General features: G+C 66.6%; 25 protein-coding genes and 1 tRNA gene. 7 read left to right on the forward strand and 19 right to left on the reverse strand.

The window, feature by feature from the left end; all coding sequences use genetic code 11:
* The 3 genes from DXK21_RS13990 to DXK21_RS14000 all read left to right on the forward strand — a co-directional run.
* Window positions 1-339: hypothetical protein (locus DXK21_RS13990; protein ID WP_162790698.1), on the forward strand; the 339-nt coding region annotated here is incomplete at its 5' end.
* Window positions 340-493: 154 nt separating this feature from the next.
* On the forward strand, window positions 494-2,437 hold the full coding sequence (locus tag DXK21_RS13995) for a M61 family metallopeptidase (RefSeq protein ID WP_114818394.1): 1,944 nt from the start codon (window positions 494-496) through the stop codon (window positions 2,435-2,437).
* Window positions 2,438-2,637: 200 nt separating this feature from the next.
* The gene (locus tag DXK21_RS14000) at window positions 2,638-4,632 is read left to right on the forward strand and encodes a M61 family metallopeptidase (protein ID WP_114818395.1); all 1,995 of its coding nucleotides are present in this window, start codon (window positions 2,638-2,640) and stop codon (window positions 4,630-4,632) included.
* 61 nt (window positions 4,633-4,693) lie between these two features.
* On the opposite strand, the gene DXK21_RS14005 is transcribed toward DXK21_RS14000, so the two are convergent.
* The 13 genes from DXK21_RS14005 to DXK21_RS14065 all read right to left on the reverse strand — a co-directional run bounded on the left by DXK21_RS14005 (window position 4,694) and on the right by DXK21_RS14065 (window position 13,088).
* Complete coding sequence (locus DXK21_RS14005) at window positions 4,694-5,374, reverse strand: type 1 glutamine amidotransferase domain-containing protein (protein ID WP_114818396.1); 681 nt, start codon at window positions 5,372-5,374, stop codon at window positions 4,694-4,696.
* 148 nt (window positions 5,375-5,522) lie between these two features.
* Entirely contained in the window at window positions 5,523-5,900 is a 378-nt protein-coding gene (rplL, locus tag DXK21_RS14010) for a 50S ribosomal protein L7/L12 (RefSeq protein WP_114818397.1), read from the reverse strand.
* 55 nt (window positions 5,901-5,955) lie between these two features.
* The gene (rplJ, locus tag DXK21_RS14015) at window positions 5,956-6,471 is read right to left on the reverse strand and encodes a 50S ribosomal protein L10 (protein WP_114818398.1); all 516 of its coding nucleotides are present in this window, start codon (window positions 6,469-6,471) and stop codon (window positions 5,956-5,958) included.
* Window positions 6,472-6,786: 315 nt separating this feature from the next.
* A complete protein-coding gene (locus DXK21_RS14020; protein ID WP_114818399.1) occupies window positions 6,787-7,218 on the reverse strand; it encodes an NUDIX hydrolase in 432 nt (143 codons plus the stop codon).
* The gene (locus tag DXK21_RS14025; protein WP_114818400.1) at window positions 7,218-8,219 is read right to left on the reverse strand and encodes an inorganic phosphate transporter; all 1,002 of its coding nucleotides are present in this window, start codon (window positions 8,217-8,219) and stop codon (window positions 7,218-7,220) included. Before DXK21_RS14025 ends, DXK21_RS14020 begins: the two co-directional genes overlap by 1 nt.
* A gap of 6 nt (window positions 8,220-8,225) precedes the next feature.
* Window positions 8,226-8,882 carry a DUF47 domain-containing protein gene (locus tag DXK21_RS14030; RefSeq protein ID WP_114818401.1) on the reverse strand — a complete coding sequence of 219 codons (657 nt, stop codon included), beginning with the start codon at window positions 8,880-8,882 and terminating at the stop codon, window positions 8,226-8,228.
* A 164-nt stretch (window positions 8,883-9,046) separates the two neighbouring features.
* The gene (locus tag DXK21_RS14035) at window positions 9,047-9,586 is read right to left on the reverse strand and encodes a DUF2059 domain-containing protein (RefSeq protein WP_114818402.1); all 540 of its coding nucleotides are present in this window, start codon (window positions 9,584-9,586) and stop codon (window positions 9,047-9,049) included.
* 112 nt (window positions 9,587-9,698) lie between these two features.
* Window positions 9,699-10,385, reverse strand: a complete 687-nt coding sequence (rplA, locus tag DXK21_RS14040) for a 50S ribosomal protein L1 (RefSeq protein ID WP_114818403.1) — start codon at window positions 10,383-10,385, stop codon at window positions 9,699-9,701.
* A gap of 3 nt (window positions 10,386-10,388) precedes the next feature.
* Window positions 10,389-10,820, reverse strand: coding sequence for a 50S ribosomal protein L11 (gene rplK / locus DXK21_RS14045; RefSeq protein WP_114818404.1), 432 nt, complete (start codon window positions 10,818-10,820; stop codon window positions 10,389-10,391).
* Between the two features lie 560 nt (window positions 10,821-11,380).
* A complete protein-coding gene (gene nusG / locus DXK21_RS14050; RefSeq protein ID WP_114818405.1) occupies window positions 11,381-11,956 on the reverse strand; it encodes a transcription termination/antitermination protein NusG in 576 nt (191 codons plus the stop codon).
* A gap of 13 nt (window positions 11,957-11,969) precedes the next feature.
* Window positions 11,970-12,269, reverse strand: coding sequence for a preprotein translocase subunit SecE (secE, locus tag DXK21_RS14055; protein ID WP_114818406.1), 300 nt, complete (start codon window positions 12,267-12,269; stop codon window positions 11,970-11,972).
* A 70-nt stretch (window positions 12,270-12,339) separates the two neighbouring features.
* Window positions 12,340-12,415, reverse strand: a tRNA-Trp gene (locus DXK21_RS14060).
* Between the two features lie 136 nt (window positions 12,416-12,551).
* Window positions 12,552-13,088 carry a pyridoxamine 5'-phosphate oxidase family protein gene (locus DXK21_RS14065; protein ID WP_114818407.1) on the reverse strand — a complete coding sequence of 179 codons (537 nt, stop codon included), beginning with the start codon at window positions 13,086-13,088 and terminating at the stop codon, window positions 12,552-12,554.
* Between the two features lie 98 nt (window positions 13,089-13,186).
* Between DXK21_RS14065 and DXK21_RS14070 the strand changes: the two genes are divergently transcribed.
* Window positions 13,187-13,585: a hypothetical protein gene (locus DXK21_RS14070; RefSeq protein ID WP_114818408.1), complete on the forward strand. Its 399-nt coding sequence runs from the start codon at window positions 13,187-13,189 to the stop codon at window positions 13,583-13,585.
* 66 nt (window positions 13,586-13,651) lie between these two features.
* Window positions 13,652-14,395 (forward strand): Crp/Fnr family transcriptional regulator, encoded by a 744-nt coding sequence (locus tag DXK21_RS14075; protein ID WP_114818409.1) that lies wholly within the window; start codon window positions 13,652-13,654, stop codon window positions 14,393-14,395.
* 117 nt (window positions 14,396-14,512) lie between these two features.
* On the opposite strand, the gene DXK21_RS14080 is transcribed toward DXK21_RS14075, so the two are convergent.
* From DXK21_RS14080 to DXK21_RS14095, 4 genes are all read right to left on the reverse strand, one after another.
* Window positions 14,513-15,166 carry an OmpW/AlkL family protein gene (locus DXK21_RS14080; protein WP_170136970.1) on the reverse strand — a complete coding sequence of 218 codons (654 nt, stop codon included), beginning with the start codon at window positions 15,164-15,166 and terminating at the stop codon, window positions 14,513-14,515.
* Window positions 15,167-15,337: 171 nt separating this feature from the next.
* Window positions 15,338-15,457: a cytochrome bd-I oxidase subunit CydX gene (gene cydX, locus DXK21_RS14085; protein ID WP_114818411.1), complete on the reverse strand. Its 120-nt coding sequence runs from the start codon at window positions 15,455-15,457 to the stop codon at window positions 15,338-15,340.
* A gap of 22 nt (window positions 15,458-15,479) precedes the next feature.
* Window positions 15,480-16,628 (reverse strand): cytochrome d ubiquinol oxidase subunit II, encoded by a 1,149-nt coding sequence (gene cydB / locus DXK21_RS14090; protein ID WP_114818412.1) that lies wholly within the window; start codon window positions 16,626-16,628, stop codon window positions 15,480-15,482.
* Between the two features lie 27 nt (window positions 16,629-16,655).
* On the reverse strand, window positions 16,656-18,218 hold the full coding sequence (locus tag DXK21_RS14095) for a cytochrome ubiquinol oxidase subunit I (protein ID WP_114818415.1): 1,563 nt from the start codon (window positions 18,216-18,218) through the stop codon (window positions 16,656-16,658).
* Between the two features lie 218 nt (window positions 18,219-18,436).
* Between DXK21_RS14095 and cydD the strand changes: the two genes are divergently transcribed.
* Together cydD and DXK21_RS14105 are read left to right on the forward strand one after the other, a co-directional pair.
* On the forward strand, window positions 18,437-20,053 hold the full coding sequence (gene cydD / locus DXK21_RS14100) for a thiol reductant ABC exporter subunit CydD (RefSeq protein ID WP_114818413.1): 1,617 nt from the start codon (window positions 18,437-18,439) through the stop codon (window positions 20,051-20,053).
* Window positions 20,050-21,702: an amino acid ABC transporter ATP-binding/permease protein gene (locus DXK21_RS14105; RefSeq protein ID WP_114818414.1), complete on the forward strand. Its 1,653-nt coding sequence runs from the start codon at window positions 20,050-20,052 to the stop codon at window positions 21,700-21,702. Before cydD ends, DXK21_RS14105 begins: the two co-directional genes overlap by 4 nt.
* Before the next feature lie 278 nt (window positions 21,703-21,980).
* Here the strand turns inward: DXK21_RS14105 and DXK21_RS14110 are convergent, their stop codons facing one another.
* Both DXK21_RS14110 and DXK21_RS14115 read right to left on the reverse strand, forming a co-directional pair.
* Entirely contained in the window at window positions 21,981-23,303 is a 1,323-nt protein-coding gene (locus tag DXK21_RS14110) for a hemolysin family protein (protein ID WP_211306045.1), read from the reverse strand.
* A gap of 310 nt (window positions 23,304-23,613) precedes the next feature.
* Complete coding sequence (locus DXK21_RS14115) at window positions 23,614-25,188, reverse strand: PAS domain-containing hybrid sensor histidine kinase/response regulator (protein ID WP_114818417.1); 1,575 nt, start codon at window positions 25,186-25,188, stop codon at window positions 23,614-23,616.
* Window positions 25,189-25,434: the final 246 nt, after the last annotated feature.

Here is a 25,434-nt window from a genome sequence, read left to right on the forward strand (position 1 = left end):
CCCCGCATCAGCCCCGCTGCGTCGCCCCATCCCGACTTCGATCTTCAGGGGCCGAGCGAGGTCCTGCTCGAAGCCTACGCCACCCCGGTTGAACTGGCCGATGTCGCCTGGCTCAACGCCGAACAGGCCATCCGCGCCGGCCGCATGATCGAGGCGCGCGGCTGGACCCGCATTCACCGCGACCTCGCCGCGACCAGCCGCCCTTCACCCGAAACCCGCGCGGCTCACGCCCGCACCGACCTCCTGCGCGTCGAAAAGGAAAAGCGAAAGGAACGGGCCCGGCTGGAAGACCTTCAGCATCAGGTCGCCCTGGCCAGGCAGGCCACGGAAAAATCCTGACCACCCTTCTCCCCCTGGCTATTGCACTAATTGCACTGTTTTTTTCTCTGCACGGTGCAATCCCGCCCTCCCTCGCTTGACGCAGGGGCCGACGCATTGTGGTCTGCGGCCCAGTTCGAGCCGCGTTGGGGCGGCCCTTGGGGAATTCCTGTCCATGAAGCGTTTCGCCTTGGCCGTCAGCGCCGCCGCCCTGCTGATCTCGATGGGCGCGCCCGCGCTCGCTCAAGTCGGCACGCCCGCCCTGCCCGTGGCGCTGGCCCCCATCCCGGCCCCGCGCGACGTGGCCTACCCCGGCGTCATCACCATCGACGTGGACGCCACCGACATCGACCGCCGCCTGGTCCAGGTGCGCCAGACCATTCCGGTCATGCAAGCCGGACCGATGGTCCTGCTCTATCCGCAATGGCTGCCGGGCAACCACAGCCCCGCCGGTCCCGTCGCCAACGTCGGCGGGCTGACTTTCACCGCCAACGGCCAGCGGCTGGAGTGGGTGCGCAACACGATCCAGCCATGGGCCTATCAGATCGAGGTCCCCGCCGGCGTCAGCCAGATCGAGGTCGCCTTCCAGTGGCTGACCCCGATCGAGGGCAATCAGGGCCGCGTCGTCGTCACGCCTGAGATGCTGAACATCCAGTGGGAGAAGGCCCTGCTCTACCCTGCCGGCTACTACTCGCGTCAGATCACCTTCAAGCCGACCCTGAAACTGCCCGCCGGCTGGAACTACGGCGCCGGCCTCGACACCGTCAGCTTCGAGAACGGCCTGGCGACCTTCGCCCCCATCACCCTCGACCATCTGGCCGACAGCCCCGTCTTCGCCGGCCAACACTACCGCCAGATCGACCTCGATCCGGGCGGCCGCTCGCCGGTCCGCCTCAACGTCGTCGCCGACACGGCCAAGATGCTCGAAGCCACCGACGAGCATATCCAGCTCCACCGCAACCTGGTTCAGCAGGCCGACCGCCTGTTCGGCGCCCGCCACTTCGACCACTACGACTTCCTCGTGGCTGTCACGGACAAGCTGGGCGGCATCGGTCTGGAACATCAGCGCTCGTCCGAGAACAGCGTCGACCCCAAATACTTCACCGACCGCGAGGCCACCCTGGCCGACCGCGACCTGCTGGGCCACGAATATACCCATAGCTGGAACGGCAAGTGGCGCCGCCCGGCCGACCAGATGACCCCCAACCTCAACGAGCCGCTGCAGAACTCCCTGCTCTGGGTCTATGAGGGCCAGACGCAATACTGGGGCCTGGTCCTGACCGCCCGCGCGGGCCTGATGTCGAAGCAGCAGGCCCTGGACGTTCTGGCCATGACCGCCGCCAGCTTCCAGAACATCCCCGGCCGCCAATGGCGCGCCATGCAGGACACCACCAACGACCCCATCATCAGCCAGCGCCGTCCCCAGCCCTGGGGTAGCTACCAGCGCAGCGAGGACTATTACCGCGAGGGCTCGCTGATCTGGCTCGACGCCGACACCCTGATCCGCGAACAGACCGGCGGCAAGAAGTCACTGGACGACTTCGCCAAGGCCTTCTTCGGCGCCCAGGACGGCGACTGGAACCCGGCCCCCTATACCTTCGACACCGTCACCTCGACCCTGAACGGGGTCCAGGCCGGCAACTGGCCCGCCTTCCTGCGCGAGCGTCTGGACGCCGTCGGCCCCGCCTCGCGCGGCCCGCTGGACGGCATAGAGCGCGGCGGCTACCGCCTGGTCTTCAAGGAGGAGCCGTCCGGCTACATGGGCGCCCTCTACAAGGAGCTGGGCCGCAACGACTTCACCTATTCCCTCGGCTTCATGATGAACAAGGCCAACCGGATCACCTCGGTCGTCTGGGGCGGCCCGGCCTTCGAACAGGGCCTGACCTCGGGCTGGGAAGTGGTCGCCGTCGCCGGTCGCGCCGCCTCGGCCGACGCCCTCAAGGACGCCGTCACCGCCGCCAAGGGCTCGACCGATCCGATCGAGCTGATCCTCAAGAACGGCGACGTCTTCAAGACCGTCCGCTTCGACTACCACGACGGTCTGCGCTACCCGCATCTGGAGCGGATCGAGGGCACGCCCGACCGCCTCGGCGACATCCTGTCGCCCAGGCGTCGATAACCCATGCGCCGCGTCTCTCCCTCCCCTTCATGGGGAGGGTGGTCGCAAAGCGACCGGGTGGGGAGGGCGTGGTGATACGGAGCGTGCGGCTGTCTTGCCTAGCCGCCCCCACCCGGCTTCGCCTTTCAGGCTCAGCCACCCTCCCCATGAAGGGGAGGGAGAAGGTCGCGCTTCAAAAGAAACGCCGCTACAGGATTTCCATGACCATGACCCGACACCTGCCCGCCGCCGCCCTCGCCCTGCTCCTGACCTCAGCGGCCCCCGCCGCCCTGGCTCATGCCCCGCAGGCCTGGACCGGCCCGCAGGCGCCGGCCGCGCCGACGCCTCAGAATACGCCCCTGGGCCTGCCGCGCGCCCTGCCGCCCATCCCGGCCCCGACCGCCGAAACCTACCCCGGCGTCATCAAGTATGAGGTCGACGCCACCGACGTTGAGCGCAAGATCGTCCGCGTCCGCCAGACCATCCCGGTCAAGGCCGGCCCTCTGGTCCTGCTCTATCCCAAGTTCCTGCCCGGCAACCACGCCGCCACCGGCCCTATCCAGCTGATCTCCGGCGTGACCGTGACCGGCGGCGGGACCCGCATCGATTGGCTGCGCGACACCATCGACCCCAACGCCTTCCACATCGATGTGCCCCAGAGCGTGACCGAGATCGTGGTCGAGTTCCAGTGGCTGACCCAGCCCGACAGCTCGAACTGGCGCGTGGTCATGACGCCCGAGATGGTCAACCTCCAGTGGGAAAAAGCCCTGCTCTATCCCGCCGGCTACCGCTCGACCGGCATCACCTTCGCCCCGTCGATCCGCCTGCCCGAGGGCTGGAAATACGGCGTGGCCCTGGACACCGAGCGCTATGAGAACGGCGTGGCCACATTCCGCCCCACCGACCTCTACTCCCTGATCGACAGCCCCCTGTTCGGCGGCGCCCATTTCCAGCGCATCGAGATCGACCCCAGGGGCGAGGCCGTTCACCTGAACATCGTCGCCGACGCGGCCAAGAACCTGGCCCCGACGCCGGAACAGATCGGCAAGTTTGAAAACCTGGTCGCCCAGACCGACCGCCTGTTCGGCGCCCGCCCCTATGACCGCTACGACTTCCTGGTCGCCGCCACGTCGAAGATGGGCGGCATCGGCCTGGAGCATCACCGCTCGTCCGAAAACTCGGTCCCGACCGACTTCTTCACCAACTGGGGCAAGGACCTGGGCGCGGTCGGCCTCTTGCCGCACGAGTTCGTCCACGCCTGGAACGGCAAGCGCCAGCGCCCCGCCGACGAACTGACCGCCAACCACAACATCCCGACCCAGAACACCCTTCTGTGGGTCTATGAGGGCCAGACGGAATACTGGGGCGACGTCCTGACCGCCCGCTCGGGTCTGGCCTCCAAGGACGACATCCTGGTCAGCCTGGCCGAGAACGCCGCCTTCTACGACAACCAGCCGGGTCGCGAATGGCGTCCGCTGCAGGACGTCAACAACCACAACCTGCTCGGCTACCGGACCAGCAATCCCTATTCCTCGTGGATGCGCGGCACCGGCGACTACTACCGCGAAAGCCTGCTGATCTGGCTGGACGCCGACACCCTGATCCGCGAGGCCACGGACGGCAGGAAGTCGCTGGACGACTTCGCCAAGGGCTTCTTCGGCGGCGACGACGGCTCCTGGGCCCCGCGCGGCTACACCTTCGAGGACGTGGTCGCGGCCCTGAACGCCGTCCATCCCCACGACTGGACCGGCTTCCTGCGCACCCGTCTGGACGCCAATGGCCCCGACGCCAAGGCCCCGCTCGACGGTCTAGCGCGCGGCGGCTACCGCCTGACCTATACCGACAGCCTGACCGCCGCCGAGAAACGCATCCAGTCCGGCTGGGACAGGGACTTCCAGTATTCCCTGGGCTTCACCCTGTCCTCATCGAACAAGCTGACCGGCGTCCGCTGGGGCGGCCGCGCCTTCGAGGCGGACATCGGTCCGGGCTGGGAACTGGTCGCCGTCAACGACCGCGCCGCCTCGGCCGATGTCCTGCGCGACGCCGTCACCGCCGCCAAGGGCACGACCGCGCCGATCTCGCTCCTGCTCAAGAACGGCGACCGCTACCGCACCGTGGCCTTCGACTACCATGACGGCCTGCGCTACCCGCGCCTGGAGCGGATCCCCGGCACGCCGGACCGCATCGGCGACATCCTCAGCCCCCGTCGCCGCTAGGCCACGCCAGAAACAGAAACGGCCCGGGATCGCTCCCGGGCCGTTTTCGTATGACTCTCGCTTAGGCCTTCAGCAGCTTCAGCAGGGCTTCGGCGGCTTCCCGCGACGAGGCCGGGTTCTGCCCCGTGACCAGCGCCCCGTCCGTCAAGACATAGGAACTCCAGTCGGCCCCCTTGCTGTAGCGCCCGCCGTTCGCGGCCAGCATGTCCTCCACCAGGAAGGGCACGACTTCGGTCAGGCCCACAGCCTCTTCCTCGCTGTTGGTGAAGCCGGTGACGGCCCGGCCCTTGACCAGCGGCTCGCCGCCCGCGCCCTTCACGTCCTTAAGCACGCCCGGCGCATGGCAGACGAAGCCCGTCGGCTTCTCGGCGGCCGCGAAGGCTTCGATCAGGGCTATGGACCTGGGATCATTGGCCAGATCCCACAGCGGGCCGTGACCGCCGGGGTAGAAGACGGCGTCGAAATCCTCAGCCTTCACATCGGCCAGTTTGACCGTGGTCGCCAGCGCAGCCTGCGCCGCTGCGTCAGCCTTGAAGCGGCGGGTGTCGTCGCTCTGGGCGTCTTCGGCGTCGCTCTTGGGGTCCAGCGGCGGCTGCCCGCCCTTGGGCGAGGCGATGACGATCTCGGCCCCGGCGTCCTTCAGGGCGTAATAGGGGGCGGCGAACTCTTCCAGCCAGAAGCCGGTCTTGTGGCCGGTGTCGCCGAGTTGGTCGTGCGAGGTCAGGACCATCAGGATCTTCATGGGGGGCATCCTTGTGTGAGGGGTTCAGATGGTCCCGCCCTCCCCGTCCCGCCAGTCTCGCGCAAAAGAAAACGGGCCGGAGGTTTCCCTCCGACCCGTTCCTTGAAGTCTGAGCCTCGGCCCGAAGGCCGAAGCGCAAAATCCGATCTTACTTGATCTGGATCTTGGCGCCGGCTTCTTCGAGCTTCTTCTTCAGCTCTTCAGCGACTTGCTTCGAGACGTTCTCGACGACGTTCTGCGGAGCGCCTTCGACCAGGTCCTTGGCTTCCTTCAGACCCAGGTCCGTACGGACGCCGCGGACTTCCTTGATCACGTTGATCTTCTTGTCGCCGCCGTCAACCAGGACAACGGTGAACTCGGTTTGCTCTTCGGCGGCTTCAGCCGGAGCAGCAGCGCCGGCAGCGGCGACGGCGACCGGTGCAGCAGCCGAAACGCCCCACTTGTCTTCCAGCAGCTTCGACAGTTCAGCGGCTTCCAGGACGGTCAGAGCCGACAGTTCTTCAACGATCTTGGCGAGATCAGCCATTTTAGTCTTCCTTCGGTAGGATGAGGTTCAGAGAGATATGCAGAGATGACGAGGCTTAGGCGGCGTCTTTGGTCGCGTAGGCGTTGAAGACGCGAGCCAGTTGGCCGGCGGGTGCTTGCAGAACGCCAGCGACCTTGGTCGCCGGGGCTTGCAGCAGGCCGATCAGCTTGCCACGCAGTTGGTCCAGCGACGGCAGCTTGGACAGGGCGTCGACGCCCGCGGCGTCCAGCACCTTGTCGCCCATGAAGCCGCCGAGGAGCTTGAACTTGTCGTTGCCCTTGGCGAATTCAGCCGCGACCTTCGCAGCAGTGACCGGGTCCGAAGCGTAGGCGATGCCCACCGGACCCTTGAACAGATCGTGGTAGGCGCTGCCTTCCTCGACGCCCAGCGCCTTAAGCGCCAGACGGTTCTTCACCACCTTGAACGCGCCGCCTTCTTTACGAAGGCGACCACGCAGGTCTTCCATCTCCGCAACGGTCAGACCCAGGTTGTGGGTCACGACCACGGCGCCCGCGTCGGCGAACACGCTTTTCAGCGATTCGATCGACTCGGCTTTTTGTGCGCGGTCCATTGCGGTCTCCAGTTTTGGTATTCGCCGCCGGGCTAATTCCCGGCGACGGATTTGGCCATAGCGCCGCGCATCGCTGCACAGCGTTCAGGCCGGTCTTATTGTCCGAAGGAAGCGTGGCCTGTCCGGCCGAAAACGGCTGGACGAAGGTCTTTGCATCCCCATCTCCCCACGGCGCCAGAGGGCTCTCTGGACAATTATGACGCGGGTGGCCCCCACGTCCCGAAGTTCTCGGACAGGATCCGCCTTGGTCGAAGCCTTAGCGAGAAGCCGCGCTCTATACACGGCCTGACGGCGAAATCAACGGCGCCGCCGAGATTAGGGACGGAAACCCCGGATCAGCTCGGCCAGATCAGGCTCATGCACCGATGCGGCGGCCTCGGCCTGCGGCATCCAGCGGCGTTCGCGCTGCAGGTCTTCGGGCCAGGCGCCCAGCTGGATCAGAACCTCCAACGGATAGACGGCCACGACGCAGGCCTGGGTCGCGCCCGACTTCAGCCGCTTGGCGTAGCGGAAATGGCCCACCGGCTCACCCAGCGTCTCGCCCTGGATGCCCGCTTCTTCATAGGCTTCCTGAGCCGCCGCCTGGGGATCGGTCTTGCCGACCATGCGGCCGCCCTTGGGGATGACCCAGCGGCGCGTCTCCCGCGAGGTGATCATCATCACCTCCACGCCGTTCTCGCCCTGACGCCAGGGCAAGGCCGCGACCTGACGGGTCTCGGACGTTTCTGTTCGGGGCAGCGCGGTCATCAGGTCAGGAAGAAGCCGCCGAGGAGGTAGAAGAGCGCGCCGATGGCCGCAGCCGCCGGCATGGTGATGAACCAGGCGGTGACGATGCTGCGCGCCACGCTCCAGCGCACCGCCGAGACCCGCTTGGCCGCCCCCACGCCGATGATGGCGCCGGTGATGGTGTGGGTCGTCGAGACCGGAATGCCCATGCTGGTCGCCGCAAACAGGGTGATGGCCCCGCCGGTTTCGGCGCAGAAGCCCTGCTGCGGGCTGAGTCGGGTGATGCGAGAGCCCATGGTGTGAACAATCTTCCAGCCGCCGAACAGGGTGCCCAGGGCGATCATGGCCTGACAGGTGATGACCACCCAGAAGGGCACGTGAAACTCACCTCCCAGCATGCCGCGCGAGTACAGCAGGATGGCGATAATCCCCATGGTCTTCTGCGCGTCATTGCCGCCGTGGCCCAGCGAATAGGCCGAGGCCGAGACGAACTGCAGACCGCGGAAGATCCGGTCCGCGAAGGCGGGGTTGGCCTTGGCGAACAGCCAGGAAACGATCAGCACCAGCAGCAGGGCCAGCAGGAAGCCGATGGCCGGCGACATGAAGATGGCGCCCACGGTCTTCAGCACCCCGGCGACGACCACGGCGCTGGTCCCCGCCTTGGCGATGCCCGCGCCCAGCAGGCCGCCGACCAGGGCGTGCGAGCTGGAGGACGGGATGCCCGCGATCCAGGTGATGACGTTCCAGAGGATGGCCCCCATCAGGGCGCCGAAGATCACCTGATCCGAGATCACGTCGGGCGAGATGATGCCTCGACCGATCGTGTCGGCCACGTGCAGGCCGAAGAAGAGGAAGGCGATGAAGTTGAAGAAGGCCGCCCAGCCGACCGCATAGATCGGCGGCAGGACCCGCGTGGCCACGATGGTGGCGATGGAGTTGGCCGCGTCGTGAAGCCCGTTCAGGAAGTCGAACAGCAGGGCGACGCCGATCAGGAAGACCAGGATCAGGAGGGCGTGATCCATCGGACCCTACAGGTGCTCGACCAGAACGCCGTTGATGCGGTTCGCCACATCCTCGAAGCGGTCGATGATCTTCTCGAGGTGGTCATAGACCTCGCCGCCGATGATGAACCACAGCGTATTGCCGCCGGTCATGTCGTGGCGGTGCTGTTCGTACAGGGCCTTCATGCCCTCGTCGTAGAGGGTGTCGCTGCGGCTTTCGAGGCGGGCGATCTGTTCGGTCAGTTCGTTCAGACGCTCGTGGTTCTTGCGCATGGCCGGCAGCAGGGCGACCGCCTCAGCCGTCAGGGCGCCGCACTGGACGGCGATGTCGGCCAGTTCGCGCATCTTGGGGGCGAACTCGCGCATTTCGTACAGGGTGACGACCTTGGCCGTCTTCTGCATCTGGTCGATCGTGTCGTCCAGCGAGTCGGTCAGGCCGCGAATGTCCGAACGGTCGAAGGGGGTGATAAAGCTGCGGCGCACCGCGAACATGACCTCACGCGCGACATCATCGGCCTCATGCTCATGATCCACGATCTTCTGGCACCAGTCGGGCGTGGCCTCGCCGCCGTCCATCATGCCGCGCAGGGCCTCTGCGCCCTTCACCAGGGTGGCGGCGTGGGCGTCGAACAGGCGAAAGAAGTTGTCTTCCTTGGGCAGCAGCGCCTGGAACCAGCTCAGCATCAGTCGTCTCCGAAAGGGCCGCACCTGGCGGCTGCGCCCCAAGACCGGATTTACCCCCCCGCCGTCAAGTCGTCCGAACACGGAAATCGTTCGCCGCTACGATTAGGGCTCAGACTGCTCGCGCTCTGGCATAAACGCCCATGGGCGCCCGGAGCGCCGGTCGGCTACTTCTTCGGGGCCGTCGCCTGGCCTTTCAGCCCCTGGACCTCGGCTTTCATCGCCTGTCGCTGCTGCGCCGAACATTCCAGCCGGTCGCAGAGCCGGTCCATCGCCCGGCTGAGGACCGCCGGCAGGACGTCCTGTGACACGGCGGTGATGCGGGGCATGGCCTCATAGCTCTTGCGGACCATCGAACGCCCCACATCGCTTTCATAGAAGGCGACCAGGGCGCGAAGCTCTTCCAGGGTGAAGATATCGGCATAGACAGGGGCCATCGCCTTAAAGAGGGCAGGCATATAGTCCTGCATCATCTCGGACATGGTTTCCTCAACCGCGCGGGCCTCCGCAGGCGGCAACTCCTCGATAGAGGGGAACAGGCCGCCCAGGGATTGGCCAAGGGCCTCCCCCATGTCCTCGGCCTGCATCAGGGCGACGAAGCGATGGGCCAGATCCAGCCGCTCGGTCGCCTCGTCACGCGCCTGAGCCGCAAGCGGCGCGCCGAGCAGGGCAAGCGCCGCGCAAAGGCCGGTGATCAGTCGCAACATGGATAGGCTCCCCCTGAGAACCCTGCCCTTGCCGCCTGAAAGATCGCCGGTCAATGAAAAAGCGGCGGAGATTGCTCTCCGCCGCTTTCGCAGTTCAGACTGAGGTCCGAGATTAAGCCAGCGAAGCCGGATCGATCTTGAAGCCCGGGCCCATCGTCGACGACAGGGTGATACGCTTGACGTACGTTCCCTTGGCGCCGGCCGGCTTGGCCTTGTTCAGAGCGTCCACGTAAGCCTTGACGTTGGCTTCCAGGGCGGCCTGATCGAAGGAGGCCTTGCCGATGCCGCCGTGGGCGATACCGGCTTTTTCGACGCGGAACTCAACGGCGCCGCTCTTGGCGTCCTTGACGGCTTGCGCCACGTTCGGGGTCACGGTGCCGACCTTCGGGTTCGGCATCAGGCCGCGCGGGCCCAGCACCTTACCGAGGCGACCGACCAGAGCCATCATGTCCGGCGACGCGATGACGCGGTCGAAGTCCATGAAGCCGCCGTTGATCTTTTCGTACAGATCTTCTGCGCCCACGATGTCGGCGCCGGCAGCCGTGGCTTCAGCAGCCTTGGCGTCCTTGGCGAAGACGGCGACGCGAACGTCGCGGCCCGTGCCCGACGGCAGGTTCACAACGCCACGGACCTGTTGGTCGGCGTGACGCGGGTCAACGCCCAGGTTGACGGCGATTTCGATCGACTCGTCGAACTTGGCCTTGGCGTTGTCCTTGACCAGCTTGATGGCGTCGGCGAACGGCAGGAGGTCCTGCGTGACGCCGGTGCGGGCTTTTTGAGCCTTGGTTTGCTTAGCCATGGATTAGCCCTCCACCACTTCGAGGCCGATTGCGCGGGCCGAGCCTTCGATGATGCGCATTGCTGCGTCCATGTCGTTGGCGTTCAGGTCTTTCATCTTCGCTTCGGCGATCTCGCGGACTTGCGCCTGCGTGACCTTGCCGGCGGTCTCACGACCGACGAGCTTGGAGCCCGACTTGATGCCGGCGGCTTGCTTCAGATACCAGGTCGCCGGCGGCGTCTTGGTGATGAAGGTGAAGGACTTGTCCTGATAGACCGTGATGACGGTCGGCAGGGGCGTACCCTTGGCCACCTTCTCGGTGCGTGCGTTGAACTCCTTGCAGAAGCCCATGATGTTCACGCCGCGCTGACCCAGCGCCGGGCCGATCGGGGGCGAAGGCGTGGCCGAACCGGCCGCAACTTGCAGTTTGATATAGCCGAGAATCTTCTTGGCCATTGGTCTCTCCTATCGATGACCCCAGGGCGGAACCGCGGGGCCGGTGAGCCGTGGTGCGGCATGGCTGCCTCCCACGGATTTGCCGCCTGACGACTCGAGGGCCGTCGGATGGAGGCGCGCATGTAGCAGGAGCCCCCCGGAAAGGCAAACCGGGGCGGCGATTGCACGGCACGAAGAAAAAAACAGTGCAATTGGTGCAATCGCGGGCGGGACGATAGGCGACGGCTTGCGCCGACGGGAGCGGCAACCCCTCACCCTTTCGCCTTACCCAATCGCTTCGCTCTTGGAGGCTCAAGCCCTCTCCCGCTGGGAGAGGGAAGACGGGGCGACAAACGGTGTCAAAGATCATGCTGCGCAGTGTGCGCCGAACTCGGGCTATGGCGCGCAACTCGCATCGAGACCGGGCCAATCCTCGATATTTTCAGGGATTGGGGCCCGCGATTGCTCATGGCGAGGCGCGGATCGCGTGTCAGTTGGGATGACAGAAGGGCATGGCCCCAAACGCAAAACGGCGGCCCGAGGGCCGCCGCTGCACGTCGTTGTGGCGAGGATCGAAGCGATCAGCCGCCGGTCTTTTCGACCTGGTTGTATTCCAGATCCACCGGAGTCGGGCGACCGAAGATGGACACGGCCACGCGCAGGCGGGCGTTGTCTTCGTCGACGCTCTCGACCTGACCGTCGAAGCTGGCGAACGGACCGTCGATGACCTTGACGGTCTCGCCGATGTCGAAGCGGATGGTGGGCTTCGGACGCTCGACGCCCTCTTCCACCTGACCAATGATGTTCTGAACTTCACGTTCCGAGACCGGCAGGGGCTTGGTGCCGCCCGCGGCGCCCAGGAAGCCCGTGACCTTCGGGGTGTTCTTGACCAGGTGATAGGTGTTGTCGGTCATCTCCATCTTCACCAGCACGTAGCCGGGGAAGAATTTGCGTTCCGAGTTCACCTTGCGGCCACGACGGATCTCGACGACTTCCTCGGTCGGAACCAGGATTTCGGAGAAGCTGTCTTCCAGGCCTTGCTGTTTCGCCTGCTCGCGCAGTTGCTCCGCGACCTTCTTTTCGAAGTTCGAGTAGGCGTTGACGATATACCATTTGTGGCGGGGATTGGCCGCCGGCTTGGGCGCTGCATCAGTCATGTGCGCGTCTCCTTTATTGGCCGAGGCCGAGAATGAAGCGGGACGCAAAGCCCAAGCCCGTATCGACGATCCAGAAGAAGGCCGAAGCGATCAGAACCATGATGAAGACCATCACGGACGTGATCCAGGTCTCCTTGCGGCTGGGCCAGACGATCTTGCGGGCTTCAGCGCGAACCTGGCTGAAGAACTGGGCAGGCGTCGTCTTTTTCTTGGGTGCAGGCGCGTCAACGGCGACCGTGGCGGCGCCGGATGCGGCGGCTGCGGTCTGGTTTCCCACGGTGCGGCGACCGCCGGGGGTCTTCGCCTTGGCCATATGACGTCTCTTCTACCTCTGGAACCTGTCGCCTCACATGGGAACTCCCAAGCGACCGCGACAGGGGGAATGGCAGGAGCGGAGGGACTCGAACCCACGACCCTCGGTTTTGGAGACCGATGCTCTACCAGCTGAGCTACACTCCTAGTGTCCCGGACAAAGATCAATGCGCCGTGAGCAAGCTCGACGGCGCTAACCTCGCCAGAGGGGGGCATATGCCTGACGCCCGACGGCATTTCAAGGGGCGTTTCGCGATAACCACCGATAGATGCGCAGGTTTGTTCAGAACAGCCGCGCCACCGCGCTCGGCTCGTAGCTGACGCCGTTCACGACGCGGTCGGGATCGCCGATTGAGAAGGTCTGGGCGCGGCTGCGGCCGTCGACCACGGCGACGGCCTCGACCTGTTCGGGAATCACCTTGACCACCGCGACCGCATCGCCGCCGGGCGCCCAGGGGCTGATTTCCGGCGAGTGTTTGATGATCAGATCGTTCAGGCGCTGGACCTCGTCCCCGTCCGTCACCTCCTCGGCTCGCCCGTCGATGGAGAGGCCGACCGCCTCGCCCTCCCCGGCCACGCCGCGCACGGCGACGCCCACGCGCGGGTCGGCCACGATGTTGCGCAGCTTCTCGCTGTCGCGGGCGGTGACGAAATAGAGGTTAAGCCCGTCGTTCAGATAGCCCAGGGTGCTGGCCTGGGGCCGGCCGTCGGCGCGATTGGAGGCCAGGGTCATCAGGCGTTGCCCGTCCAGCAGCTTCAGGACAGCGGCCACCGCCGCGCCGTGGATCGGAATGACGCTGGACGTCGGCTCGATGGTCATGACCTGAACTCCTTCACCGTTAGAACCTGCGGCGGGGTCGCCGGGTTCACCTTGACACAGATCAAGGCGTCTGGGCTCCGAGGGGGTGAAATGGTCGCATGACCGAGTCCCGCCCGCAGCAAGACGTACGTTGGCCTGACGCCCCGCGTCTGGACGTCGTTCCCCTGACCGAGGCGGAAGCGCCCGCCGAGTTCGCGCTCGCGCGCATGTGGCGGCCGGATCTCGGGGCGGAGCAATGGCGCACCTTCCTGCACGACTGGCGCGCCGCCCCGGACAGCCGCGGCATACTCAGCGCTCGCAACCAGCGCGGCGTTCTGGGCTTCGTCAGTTGGTGGCGGCAGCCCGATCTCGAATACGGCGAGACCCTGTGGGCCGGCCCCTTCGTGGTGCGCGAGATGGGGGTGCGCCCCCTGGTGCGCCAAAGCCTGGCGGTGGAGTTGACGGCGCTGGCCCACAGGCTCGGCGCCAAGCTGCGCTATGCCGAAGACGCCGGCTAGGACAGCCTGACCTATTTCTCAAGCGAGGCCGGTTGCTCTAGACTGCGGCTGAACGCTGGAGTCGATATGCCCGCCTATAACGCCGCCTCGGCCCAAGCTGACGAGATTCGCCTGGAGGACGTCAACCCCTGCTCGACCTGCGGGGCGCGCCCCTTGGGCGTCTGCGCCGACCTTAAAGGCCACGAACTTCAGGAAATGGCCTGCACCAGCGAGACGATGACGGCCCAGCCGGGGCAGGCCCTGTTCCATGAGGGCGACCCCAACCCCTTCGTCTTCAACGTGGTCGAAGGCGCGGTGAAGCTGTACCGCCTGCTGCCTGACGGGCGGCGCCAGATCACGGGGTTTCTGTTCCAGGGCGACTTCCTGGGGTTGGGCGGGCGCGGGCCGTCCAGTTTCACCGCAGAGGCCCTGACGCCGATGAGCGCCTGTCGCTTTCGGCGCGGCGACTTCGACCAGTTGCTGAACGCCCTGCCCGCGCTGGAGCACCGTCTGGTGGCCATGGCCGGCGACGAGCTGATGGCGGCGCAGGAACAGATCGTCCTGCTGGGCCGCAAGACGGCGCGCGAGCGGATCGCCAGCTTCCTGACCCGCCTGTCGGCGCGGCAGGTGCAGTTGGGCGGCGCGGAAGGCCGGGTCCACCTGCCGATGACCCGCCTCGACATCGCCGATTATCTGGGCCTGACGATCGAGACGGTCAGCCGGGTCTTCACCCAGTTCAAGACCTCGGGCCTGATCCAGCTGCTGCCGAACAACGACGTGGCCCTGCCCGATCCCGAGGCGCTGAAGGCCCTGGGTGAAGGCGCGGCCTGAACCGAAAAGAATGGGTGAAGGCGCCGCCTGAGCCGAAAGGCGCGGCCTGGAGGGACGAAGGGGGCGCGGGCTGACGTCCCGCACCCCCCGCCCCGCATCGACGCGAAAGCTCTGACCTCAGAACTTCCGGCCGACGCCCACCGACACGACCCAGGGATCAAGGCTGACGCTGCTCTTCAGCGCGCCGTTGTTGATCTTGGCGTCCGTGTCGAACCAGACCTTCTTGGCGTCGAGGTTCAGGGTCCATGGCCCAGACAGGTTCCAGTCTGCGCCTGCCTGCAAGGCCATGCCGAAGCCGTCGTCCAGATCGACCTCGAAGCCGTTTTTGTCCTTACCCTCGAAGAAGGCCATGTAGCTGACGCCGGCGCCGACATAGGGGCTGATCGTGGCGTTCGGGGTCGGCCGGTATTGCAGCGTCACGATGGGGGGCAGGACCCAGGTCTCGTGAACGGCCACGTCGGTCGCCCCGCCCTTGGCGCGGACCTCATGCTGGGTGGCGCCGAGGATGGCCTCGACGGCCCAGTGGTCGGCGACGAAATAGGTGAAGCCCAGGGTCGGCATCCAGTCGTCGCTGACGTCGACCTTCAGGCCGCTGTCGGCGCCGGCGGCGCTGACGATAGTGTCGTCGGCTTGCGGCAGGACGCCGGTCATGCGGGCGGTGACGATCAGCGTGCCCTTGCCGACAGGCTCGGGGGCGGCGTTTTGGGCCGAGGCGGCGCCCGCCAGGGTCAGAACGCTGGCGGCGGCCAGAAGGGCGGCGGCGGTCTTCATCGGTATCATTCCCGACAATCGCCGGATCGAGGGAGGGTCCGGCTTCGATGTCGAGAACACCCTCCCACGCTCCCTCCCCTGACGCCTTGATCCAGCGCAAGTCTCAGGAAATGCGCACAAAAAAGCCTCTCCGACCGAGGTCGGAGAGGCTGATGTCGTCGACGGGAAGGGTCAGGGTTCGGAGCGGCCCTCGTCCCCTTCGTCGAACAGTTGGAACTCGTGCCAGACGCCGTTCAGCACGCCGAACGCCACCGCAAGGCCGAGGCCCAAAATCCAGGCGAAATACCACATGGGATGATCTCCTTTCGCGGGATCAGTAGAGGTCGGGGTTGGTCTTGAGGGCGGCGGTGCTGGTCCGGCCCCACAGCACCTTGTAGACCCAGGCCGTGTAGAGCAGCACGATCGGCAGGAAGACCACGACCACGATCAGCATGATGAACAGGGTCGTGTGGCTGGACGAGGCGTTCCATACCGTCAGGCTGGACTGCGGGTTGATCGAGCTGGGCAGGATGAAGGGGAACATCGACAGGCCGACGGTCGAGATGATCCCCACCGCCGAGGCCGAGGAACCGCCAAAGGCCAGGGCCGGCGACCGGCGCCACATGCCGATCAGGCCCGCAGCCGCGCCGAGGAAGCCCAGGACCGGGGCGATGATCATCCACGGATAGAGGCCGTAGTTGTCCATCCAGGCGCCGGGCGCGGCCTCGACCGTGGTGCGCAGCGGGTTGGAGAAGCCCGCCGTGTCCAGGGCGCCGGTGATGCGGAAGCCGATGTCGCCAAAGGCGATGAACAGGCCGCCGACCGCGAACAGGACCAGGCTGAGCAGACCGGCGACGGTGCCGATGGCGCGGGCGCGGTGCAGCACCGGCCCCTGCTCGCCCTTGATCGACAGCCAGGCCGCGCCATGCAGCACCAGCATGCAGACCGACAGCAGGCCGCAGATCAGGGTGAAGGGCGAGAACAGGCCCAGCAGCGTGCCCTCGTAGAAGGAGCGCAGGTCGCTATCCAGACGGAAGGGCGCGCCCAGCATGACGTTGCCGACGGCGACGCCGAACACGAGGGCCGGGACGAAGCTGCCGATGAACAGGCCCCAGTCCCACATGGAGCGCCAGCGTTTGTCAGGGCGCTTGGACCGATACTTGAACGAGACCGGCCGCAGGATCAGCGCCGACAGCACCAGGAACATGGCCAGGTAGAAGCCGGAGAAGCTGACGGCGTAGACAAAGGGCCAGGCGGCGAAGATCGCCGCGCCGCCGACGATGAACCAGACCTGGTTGCCTTCCCAGGTCGCGCCGACGGTGTTGATCACCATGCGGCGCTCTTCATCCGTCTTGGCGACGAAGGGCAGCAGGGCGCCGACGCCCATGTCGAAGCCGTCCGTCAGGGCGAAGCCGATCAGCAGCACGCCCAGCAGTCCCCACCAGATCAGGCGGAGCGTGGTGTAGTCGAGGGGAAGTTCCATCTCTCTTGTTTCCTTGAACGACCGGGGTCAGGCGACCGCCGGTTCGCCTTCCGCCTGAGGTTCATCGGCGATGTCGTGCTGGTTGAAGGGACCCTTCTTGACCGCCCGAAGGATCAGGCCGACCTCGATGACCGCCAGGGCGCCGTACAGGACGGTGAAGCCGATGATGGTGGTCCACAGTTGCGGCACGGTCAGGCTGGAAGCGCCCAGGAAGGTCGGCAGGACGCCTTCCACGGCCCAGGGCTGACGGCCCACTTCGGCCAGAAGCCAGCCGGATTCGATGGCGATCCACGGCAGGGGGATGGCCAGCACCGCCAGGCGCAGGAACCAGCGCGTGTCGTGCTTGCGCAGGGTGCACAGGACAAAGGCCGTGGCGAACAGGCCGATCATCAGGAAGCCGATGCCGGCCATGATGCGGAAGACCCAGAACATCAGCGGCACGTTCGGCACCGTATCCCAGGCCGCCTGCTTGATCTGCTCCGGGGTGGCCTGACGCGGATCGGCGACGTAGCGCTTCAGCAGCAGGCCGTAGCCCAGGTCGTTGCGCACGGTTTCAAACTGAGCCCGCGCGGCCATGTCGGTGTGGTCCGCCTTGACCTTTTCCAGAGCGTCCACGGCGATGACGCCGCGTTCGATGCGGTCCTCGGCGACCGCGACCAGCTCAAGGATGCCGATGACCGGCTTGTCGATGCTCCGCGTCGAGATCAGGCCCAGGACGTAGGGAATCTTGACCTCGAAGTGGGTGTGGCGGTCTTCCATGCTGGGGATGCCGAAGGCGGTCAGACCGGCGGGCGCCGGTTCCGTGCGCCACATGGCTTCCAGCGCGGCCAGCTTCATCTTCTGGTTGTCGGTCAGGGCATAGCCCGACTCATCGCCCAGGACGACGACCGACAGCGAGGACAAGAGACCGAAGGCGGCGGCCACGGTCATCGACCGCTTGGCGAACCCGACGTGCTTGCCCTTCAGCAGATAGAAGGCCGATATGCCGAGCACGACCACGGCGGCGCAGACGTAACCGGCCGAAACGGTGTGGACGAACTTGGCCTGGGCCACCGGGTTGAAGATCACCGCCATGAAGTCCACGACTTCCATACGCATGGTGTCGGGGTTGAAGGCGGCGCCGACCGGGTTCTGCATCCAGCCGTTGGCGACCAGAATCCACAGGGCCGACAGGTTGGTGCCCAGCGCCACCATGAAGGTGACGAACAGGTGCCCGACGCGCGGCAGCTTGTCCCAGCCGAAGAACATCAGGCCGACGAAGGTGGCTTCCAGGAAGAAGGCCATCAGCCCTTCGATGGCCAGCGGGGCCCCGAAGATGTCGCCGACATAGTGAGAATAGTAGGACCAGTTCATGCCGAACTGGAATTCCATGGTCAGGCCGGTGGCCACGCCCAGGACGAAGTTGATGCCGAACAGCACGCCCCAGAAGCGGGTGATGGTCCGCCAGATGGGCCTGCGCGTCATCACATAGATGCTCTCCATGATGACCAGCATGAAGGAGAGGCCCAGCGTGAGGGGCACGAACAGAAAGTGGTATAGCGCCGTCAGTGCGAACTGAAGGCGTGATAGGTCTACGACCGCCAGGTCGATCATGGGCTGAGACTCCTGACCGCCAGCCCCGTCGACCGGCGTTCTACTATAACCTAAAGCAAGGCTGTTTGGCGCGCCTTGATCCTGATCAAAGCCCCAATAGGACGACTCGCTCTAGACGGCGTTTCGCCCAAGGCTGTTTCGTCGCAAGGACGATTTGCCCATTGCCCCCGTCGCGCCCGTATATGTCTGGTCGCGCGCATGGAGCAGGAGAGACAATGACGGCCCAGCCGATCGATGCAGCCGCCGCACCGGCCCAGTGGCTGAAGGCGGCGCTGGCGCCCCGGCGACGCCTGATGGCGCTGGCCAGCGGTCTGGTCATCGCCGACGCGATCCCGGCGGTCGGATTCGCCGCTGGCCTTGCTCTGGCGGTCGGCGCCCTGCCGCAAGGAATCGGTCACGCCGTTCCCGGCGCCCTGCTGGCGGTCGGGTCCCTGCTGGCGCGCGGCGTCCTGGCCCAGTGCGCCACCGTCGTCGGCGCGCGGGCCGCCCGCGCGGTCAAGGGCGACGTGCGCCGCCAGGTCCTGAACGGCGCCTTCTCCGGCCGTTTGTCCGACGCGGAAACCATGACCGCGACCGTTGAGGGGGTCGAGGCGCTGGACGGCCATGTCTCGCGCTTTCTGCCCGCCCGTCTGGCGGCGGGCGTGACGCCGCTGCTGCTGATCGCCGCCGCCGCCGTGGTCAGCCCCTTCACCGCTGGAATCCTGATGTTCACCCTGCTGCCCTTCGTCATCGGCATGGCCTTGACGGGGATGGCGGCGGGGGCCGAGAGCCGGCGTCAGTTTCAGGCGCTGGAAAGGCTGTCCGGCCTCTTCCTCGACCGCATCCGCGCCCTGCCCGCCATCCTCGCCTTCCAGGCCGAGGCGCAGCAAGCGGCGGTGATCGGCCGCGCCTCTGAAAATCTGGCGCAGCGCACCGGAAAGGTGCTGAAAATCGCCTTCCTGTCCTCGGCGATTCTGGAGTTCTTCTCGGCCCTGGCCGTGGCCCTGGTCGCCGTCTATTGCGGCTTCAACCTGCTGAAGCTCTTGCCGTTTCCTGCGCCGGATCAACTGAGCCTGACGCAAGCCTTCTTCCTGCTGGCGCTTGCCCCGGAAGTCTATGCGCCGATGCGCCGCCTGTCGGCCGCCTATCACGACCGCCAGGCCGCCGAGGCCGCCGCGCCCAGCCTGGCCGGTCTCAGCGACGCCGCCGAGGTCGCGTCTGTCCGCCCGCCCGTTCCGACGAGCGCCCCCGCCATCGCCTTCCGTGACGTGACCATCGCCTATGAGGCGGGCGCCCCTGTCCTGACCGGCTTTGATCTGGAGATCGCGCCGGGCGCGACCGTGGCCCTGCTGGGCGCCAGCGGTTCGGGCAAGAGCAGCCTGCTGCACCTGTTTCTGGGCCTCTCGCCGCTGAGCGGCGGCCAGGTCGAGGTCCATGATGTCCGCCTGTCCGACCATCCCGATCTGACCGCCTGGATCGCCTGGGCCGGTCAGGCGCCGGTCGTCGTCCCCGGAACCCTGGCCGAGAACATCGCCCTGGCCTGGCGCGCGGCACCTGCTAACCGCGTCAAGGAAGCCGCAGCCCGAGCCGGCTTTAAAGGCGACCTGAACCGCGTGATCGACGAACGCGGCGGCGGCCTGTCCGGGGGCGAGCGGCGGCGGCTGGGCCTGGCCCGCGCCTTCCTTAAGCCCGCGCCGATCCTGCTGCTGGACGAACCCACCGCCAATCTGGACGCCGCGTCCGAGGCCGCCCTGCTGCCCGTCATCCGCGCCGCCGCCGAGGGACGCACCACCCTGATCGCCACCCATTCCGAAGCCGTCGCCGACTTGGCTGACGTCGTGGTGCGCCTGTGAGCGCTTTGAACGCGTCTGGCGTCGCCCGCCTCAAGAGCCTGATCCGCGCGCAGGAACGCCGTCAGGGCGCCCGCCTGCTGGCCGCATCGGTCTGCGCCGCTTTGGTGTCCGCCGCCGCCGTCCTGCTGCTGGGGGTGTCGGGCTGGTTCATCACCGCCTCGGCCCTGGCCGGTCTGGCGGGTCCATTGGTGGCCCACAGCTTCAACTTCATGGTGCCGAGCGCCCTGATCCGCTTTCTGGCCATCGCCAGAACCGGCGGGCGGTACGGCGAGCGCATCACCGGCCATGACGCCGCGCTCAAGGCCCTGGCCGCGCTGCGTCCTCAGTTGTTCGAAGGCGTCGCGCGCGGCCCCGTGACCCGCGCCCTGACGCTGGCGGGCGGCGAGGCTTCGTCGCGGATGGTTCAGGACGTGGACGCCATCCAGAACCGCTTCGTGCGCCTGTCCGCGCCCTGGGGCGCCGCCGCCGGCATGGTCGCCGGAATCGGCCTGGCCTTGCTGACCGGCTGGACGACCGCCCTGGCGATCGCCGCCGCCAGCGCCCTCGGCGTCCTCGCCGCCGCCTTGGTCGGCCGCGGGTTGGCAGAACCCGCCGGGCGCGCGGTTCAGGCCGCGTCGGGGGAGCTCAAGACCGAGTTCGCCGCCTTCGCCGCCGCCGCACCCGAACTTCAGGCCTATGGCATCAAGCCCTGGGCGGTGGAGCAGTTGGCCGAGCGCGGCGCGGCGCTGGAACGCGCCACCCAGAGTCTGGCCTCGGCGGGCGGCTGGATCCTGCTGACCCAGTCGGCCGCCATGGCCCTGGCTATCGTCGGCGTGATGGCGACGGCGGGCGCCGCCTCCCCGCCCCTGATCGCCCTGGCCATTCTGGCCGCCGTCACCACGGTCGAGAGCGCGGGGGCCCTGCTGACCGCCTTCCGCCATAACGGCGCGGTCAAGGCGGCGGTGGAGCGGCTGGGAGACCTGCTCGAGGCGCCCACGTCAGCGCCCCGCCACTCGGTCGCGCCGACGATTGACCTGTCCAGCACAGACCTCTCCCTGTCCCCGCCGCAACGGCTGGCCGTCAGCGGCCCGTCCGGCGTCGGCAAGACCACCCTGATCGAACGGCTGATGCATCTGCGCCCGCCCGTTCCCGGCGAGGCGAGCCTGGGCGGCGTGGACGTCGCCGCCGTCTCGCCCGACGCCGCGCGCGCCCTGTTCGCCTATGCGCCGCAGCAGGCTGTGCTGCTGGCCGGAACGATACGCGAGAACCTGAAGCTGGCCCTGCCGACAGCCGACGACGACGCCCTGTGGGCGGCGCTGGAAGACGCCGATCTGGCGGACCGCGTCCGCGCGGCGCCCGCAGGTCTGAACGCGCCCCTGGGGGAAAACGGCGCGCGGCTGTCGGGCGGCGAGCGCCGCCGACTAGGTCTGGCCCGCGCCTATCTGCGCGCCGCGCCCTGGCTGGTGCTGGACGAGCCGACCGAGGGTCTGGACGCCGCAACCGAGGCGCGCGTGCTCGAGCGGCTGACCGCGCGTCTGGAGCGCACCGGGCAAGGCCTGATCCTGGTCAGCCACCGCCCGGCGCCCTTGGCCCTGTGCGACAGGCGTCTGACGGTCACGGGCCTGGCGCCCTCCGGCGCGGTTCAGATGGCGGTGCGCGAGACGGCCTGATGCGTTGGCATGCCTTTGATCTCCATCAAGGCGAAGCCGTCCGCAAACGGCTTTGCTGGGATCAAAGGAGATATCCCATGCCCGCAGACGTCGTTCCCGCCATCGCCGCCATTGTCTCGGCCTTCCTGGTCTTCATGGCCGCCCTCGGCTTCGTCTCCGTCTGGAGCAACATGGGTGACAAGGCCAAGGACTGACAGCCGGAAGCCGACCATGGAAAAGGCGCACGCCCGCTGAACGGACGTGCGCCTTTTCTGTGCGTCAACCGCCGGCCGGGCCGATCAGTTGGTGTCGGTGGGGCCGCTTTCCTGCCCTGGGACGATCGCCCGGAACAGAAGCTTGTCGATGCGGCGATCATCCATATCCAGCACCTCGACCTCGAACCGGCCCAGTTGAAGGATTTCGCCCTCCTGAGGCAGACGCGACAGATGGTGCAGCACCAGACCGGCGACCGTGTGGAAGCTCTCGTGATCGCCGAAGTCCTCGCCCAGCACGTCGCCCAGTTCATCCAGATCGACCTGGCCGTCGACGGCCCATGAACCGTCCTCGCGCTTGCGAATCGACTGCCCCAGTTCGTCGTGGCTCTCGTTGAAGTCGCCGGCGATCATTTCCAGAATGTCGGTGGCCGTGACCACGCCTTCAAAGGCGCCGTATTCGTCGACGACGAAGGCCATGTGCACCTTGGAGCCCTTGAGGATCTCCAGCGCCTTCAGCACCGAGGTCGACTGCGGGATGAAGGCGGGTTCGGCCACCAGCTTCTCGATGTCATAGGAGCCGTCGGTCAGCAGGGCGTCCAGCAGGTCCTTCTTGTGGACCACGCCCAGCGGATTATCGACGTCGCTCTCGCGCGCCACGACAATGCGCGAATAGGGGCAGGTGCGGATTTCCTCGCGCAGCACGTCCTCGGTGTCGTCCAGGGCGATCCAGAAGACCTCATGGCGCGGCGTCATGGCCACACGCACGGCGCGGTCGCCCAGACGCAGGATTTCCTCGATCATCTCCTGCTCTTCAGGCTCGATCAGGCCGGCGGACGTACCCTCGGCCAGAATGCTCTCGACCTCTTCCTGGGTGACGTCCGAACCGTCGCGGTCCTTGACGCCCATGATCTTGAGGATGCCCGAGGTCGAAGCCGTCAGCAGAAGGACGAAGGGCTTCATCAACAGCGCCATGGTCGAGATCGGCGCGGCCATCTTGGACGCAATCGCCTCGGGGAAGATCAGGGCCAGCCGCTTGGGCACCAGTTCGCCGACGATCAGCGAGACATAGGTGATCAGCACGACCACCAGGGCCGTGGCGAAGAATTGCGAATAGGGAGCAAAGGCCGGGAAGGCGACTTCCAGGATGCGGTCAAGTTCGCCCGCAATGGTCGCCTGACCATAGGCGCCCGCCAGAATCCCGATCAGGGTGATGCCGACCTGAACCGCCGACAGGAATTGAGTCGGCTCCTCGGACAGCTTCAGGGCCGCACGGGCCCCGCGATCCCCGCGCTCGGCACGGCTTTGCAGCTTGGATTTACGCGATGAAACGACCGCAAGCTCGGTCATGGCGAAAAGGCCGTTCAGCACCACAAGCAGCAGCACGACGACGATAGCGATGGTCAACATCGAAAGGGGAGAAACCCGCGGCGCGGCGCGACAACCGGCGTCCGCGCGGCAATAGTAAGGCTGATCCCACGCTCGCGCCAGTAATTCATGCGCCTATCGGCAGGTTCACCCGGTTCGACCGACCCCCACCGAGCCATAGACGCCCTAGGACGAAGGGCCTGGACCGTCATGAACAGCCGCACAGGCGCTCATGCCGATGATGGTGCCGATGAACAATCCCAGCCTGATCGCGCGCCGCATTTTATGGTTACCCAATTCCTAACGTCGCAAGCGAACGTCAAGACAGGGGGACGGTTCCGCCCGATTTCGGTCACGCAGCGGCGCACGCCTTGTCATCCCCGGCGTCCACGGCGGCCATGCCCTGGTTGAGGCCGTCCAGAAGGATCTCCAGGGTCACAGGCTTGGCCACCAGGGCGTCGGCTCCGGCCTGCATGGCGCGTTCCTGGTGAGCGTCCGTCGTATTGGCCGTCAGCATGACGATGGGGGTGCGCGCCATCCGGTGCTGGGCCTCATGCGCCCGGATCAGGCTGATGGCGGTCAGGCCGTCCATGACCGGCATCTGCATGTCCATCAGGATCATGTCGAAGCCGCCGACCAGAAACTGATCCACGCCCTGGCGCCCGTTGTCGGCGGTGACGATTTCAAAGCCCAGCGGCTCCAGCAGGCAGCGCACCACCATCTGATTGGCCGGGTTGTCCTCCACCACCAGAATACGCAGCGTCCCGGCGGCCACGTCCGCGCTGTCGTCGGCGGCGGCGTAGAGCGCTTCGTCCAGACGCTGGATCGGCAGTACGACCGTGAACAGGCTGCCTTCGCCCGGCGCCGAGCGCGCGAAGATTTCGCCGCCCATCAGCTCCGCCAGAGACCGGCAAATCGACAGGCCCAGGCCCGTGCCGCCGAACTCGCGCGAGATCGTGTCGTCCGCCTGGACGAAGGGATTGAACAAACGCTCCGCCGCCTCGGAATCAAAGCCGATCCCCGTATCCTGCACTTCGATATGCAAGCGCTCGCCGTCGCTGCCGGAGGTCAGGTCGACCCGCACGTCCACGGACCCGGCGGGGGTGAACTTCACCGCGTTGGAGACCAGGTTAGACACGATCTGGGTGATCCGCACGCCGTCGCCCAGAACCTGGCCAGAGGCGGCGTCGGAAAACCTCACCGACAGGGCCACGTCGCGCTGCTCCGCCGTGGCCATGCGCATTTCGACCACAGCCGCGATGTCGGCCCGCAGATCGAAGGGCGCCGGGGCCAGGCGGAACTGCCCCGCCTGCATCTTCGACAGGTCCAGCATGTCGTCCAGCACACGCCTCAGGGCGTCCCCCGCCCCGGTGATCAGGGCCAGCATCTGGGTTTGCCGATCCGTCAGCGAGGTGTGAGCCAGGGCCGAAGCCAGACCCAGGACGGCGTTCAGGGGGGTGCGCACCTCGTGACTGACGTTGGCGAAGAAGCGGTCACGGACCTGGGCGGCGCGGCGCGCCTCCTCCTGGGCGATCTCCAGCGCCTTCAACGCCCGGACGTGGTCCGAGACCTCGAATCGGATCGCCGTATAGGTCTCGGGCCGTCCGTCCTCGCCAAGGTTCGGCACGATGGTCGTATCGACCCAGTAGATCTGGCCGTTCTTGTTGCGGTTCTGGATCGTGCCGCGCCACACCGCGCCGCTCGCGATGGTGCGGTACAGGGTCTGGAAATACTCGCGCGGATGGTGGCCGGAATTGACCAGCCGATGGTTCTGCCCGACCAACTCGTCGCGGCTGTAGCCGCTGACATCGACGAACTTCTGATTGCAGTACAGAATTTGGCCCGCGCGATCCGTGATGGCCACGATCGCCGCCTCGTCCAGCGCGGAGGAGAGACCCGCGCGACGCGGCCAGTCGATATCAGTCATGTGCATCCCTTTCGACAGGGAGCCATGCCCCGACATCACCAGCGTTTTCGTTAATATCGTCGTTTTACAGCACCTTATCGGCAAAAGTGAAAGCGGTTCGCGCCCATAACCCCTTCGCTGGAGCCAGCAAGCGGCCGCAGGCATCGTCCTCAGGCTGCTTGAGGTCGGATGCAGAAACGGCCCCCGGATCGCTCCGGGGGCCGTTCTGTTACGCTTTACTGCGGCTGCTCCGAGGAGCGGCCGGTA

The organism is Brevundimonas bullata, assembly GCF_003350205.1.
Taxonomy (GTDB): domain Bacteria; phylum Pseudomonadota; class Alphaproteobacteria; order Caulobacterales; family Caulobacteraceae; genus Brevundimonas; species Brevundimonas bullata.

Bases quoted from the DNA above. Each gene is read 5' to 3' on its own strand.
- DXK21_RS14000 (WP_114818395.1), top strand. From the start codon at position 2,638: ATGACCATGACCCGACACCTGCCCGCCGCCGCCCTCGCCCTGCTCCTG.
- rplL (WP_114818397.1), bottom strand. From the start codon at position 5,900: ATGGCTGATCTCGCCAAGATCGTTGAAGAACTGTCGGCTCTGACCGTC.
- DXK21_RS14025 (WP_114818400.1), bottom strand. From the start codon at position 8,219: ATGGATCACGCCCTCCTGATCCTGGTCTTCCTGATCGGCGTCGCCCTG.
- DXK21_RS14115 (WP_114818417.1), bottom strand. From the start codon at position 25,188: ATGACTGATATCGACTGGCCGCGTCGCGCGGGTCTCTCCTCCGCGCTG.
- DXK21_RS14080 (WP_170136970.1), bottom strand. From the start codon at position 15,166: ATGAAGACCGCCGCCGCCCTTCTGGCCGCCGCCAGCGTTCTGACCCTG.
- cydX (WP_114818411.1), bottom strand. From the start codon at position 15,457: ATGTGGTATTTCGCCTGGATTTTGGGCCTCGGCCTTGCGGTGGCGTTC.
- nusG (WP_114818405.1), bottom strand. From the start codon at position 11,956: ATGACTGATGCAGCGCCCAAGCCGGCGGCCAATCCCCGCCACAAATGG.
- DXK21_RS14035 (WP_114818402.1), bottom strand. From the start codon at position 9,586: ATGTTGCGACTGATCACCGGCCTTTGCGCGGCGCTTGCCCTGCTCGGC.
- rplA (WP_114818403.1), bottom strand. From the start codon at position 10,385: ATGGCTAAGCAAACCAAGGCTCAAAAAGCCCGCACCGGCGTCACGCAG.
- cydB (WP_114818412.1), bottom strand. From the start codon at position 16,628: ATGGAACTTCCCCTCGACTACACCACGCTCCGCCTGATCTGGTGGGGA.
- DXK21_RS14110 (WP_211306045.1), bottom strand. From the start codon at position 23,303: ATGTTGACCATCGCTATCGTCGTCGTGCTGCTGCTTGTGGTGCTGAAC.
- DXK21_RS14005 (WP_114818396.1), bottom strand. From the start codon at position 5,374: ATGAAGATCCTGATGGTCCTGACCTCGCACGACCAACTCGGCGACACC.
- DXK21_RS14020 (WP_114818399.1), bottom strand. From the start codon at position 7,218: ATGACCGCGCTGCCCCGAACAGAAACGTCCGAGACCCGTCAGGTCGCG.
- DXK21_RS14070 (WP_114818408.1), top strand. From the start codon at position 13,187: ATGACCGAGTCCCGCCCGCAGCAAGACGTACGTTGGCCTGACGCCCCG.
- DXK21_RS13995 (WP_114818394.1), top strand. From the start codon at position 494: ATGAAGCGTTTCGCCTTGGCCGTCAGCGCCGCCGCCCTGCTGATCTCG.
- DXK21_RS14075 (WP_114818409.1), top strand. From the start codon at position 13,652: ATGCCCGCCTATAACGCCGCCTCGGCCCAAGCTGACGAGATTCGCCTG.
- cydD (WP_114818413.1), top strand. From the start codon at position 18,437: ATGACGGCCCAGCCGATCGATGCAGCCGCCGCACCGGCCCAGTGGCTG.
- rplJ (WP_114818398.1), bottom strand. From the start codon at position 6,471: ATGGACCGCGCACAAAAAGCCGAGTCGATCGAATCGCTGAAAAGCGTG.
- DXK21_RS14065 (WP_114818407.1), bottom strand. From the start codon at position 13,088: ATGACCATCGAGCCGACGTCCAGCGTCATTCCGATCCACGGCGCGGCG.
- DXK21_RS14030 (WP_114818401.1), bottom strand. From the start codon at position 8,882: ATGCTGAGCTGGTTCCAGGCGCTGCTGCCCAAGGAAGACAACTTCTTT.
- secE (WP_114818406.1), bottom strand. From the start codon at position 12,269: ATGGCCAAGGCGAAGACCCCCGGCGGTCGCCGCACCGTGGGAAACCAG.
- rplK (WP_114818404.1), bottom strand. From the start codon at position 10,820: ATGGCCAAGAAGATTCTCGGCTATATCAAACTGCAAGTTGCGGCCGGT.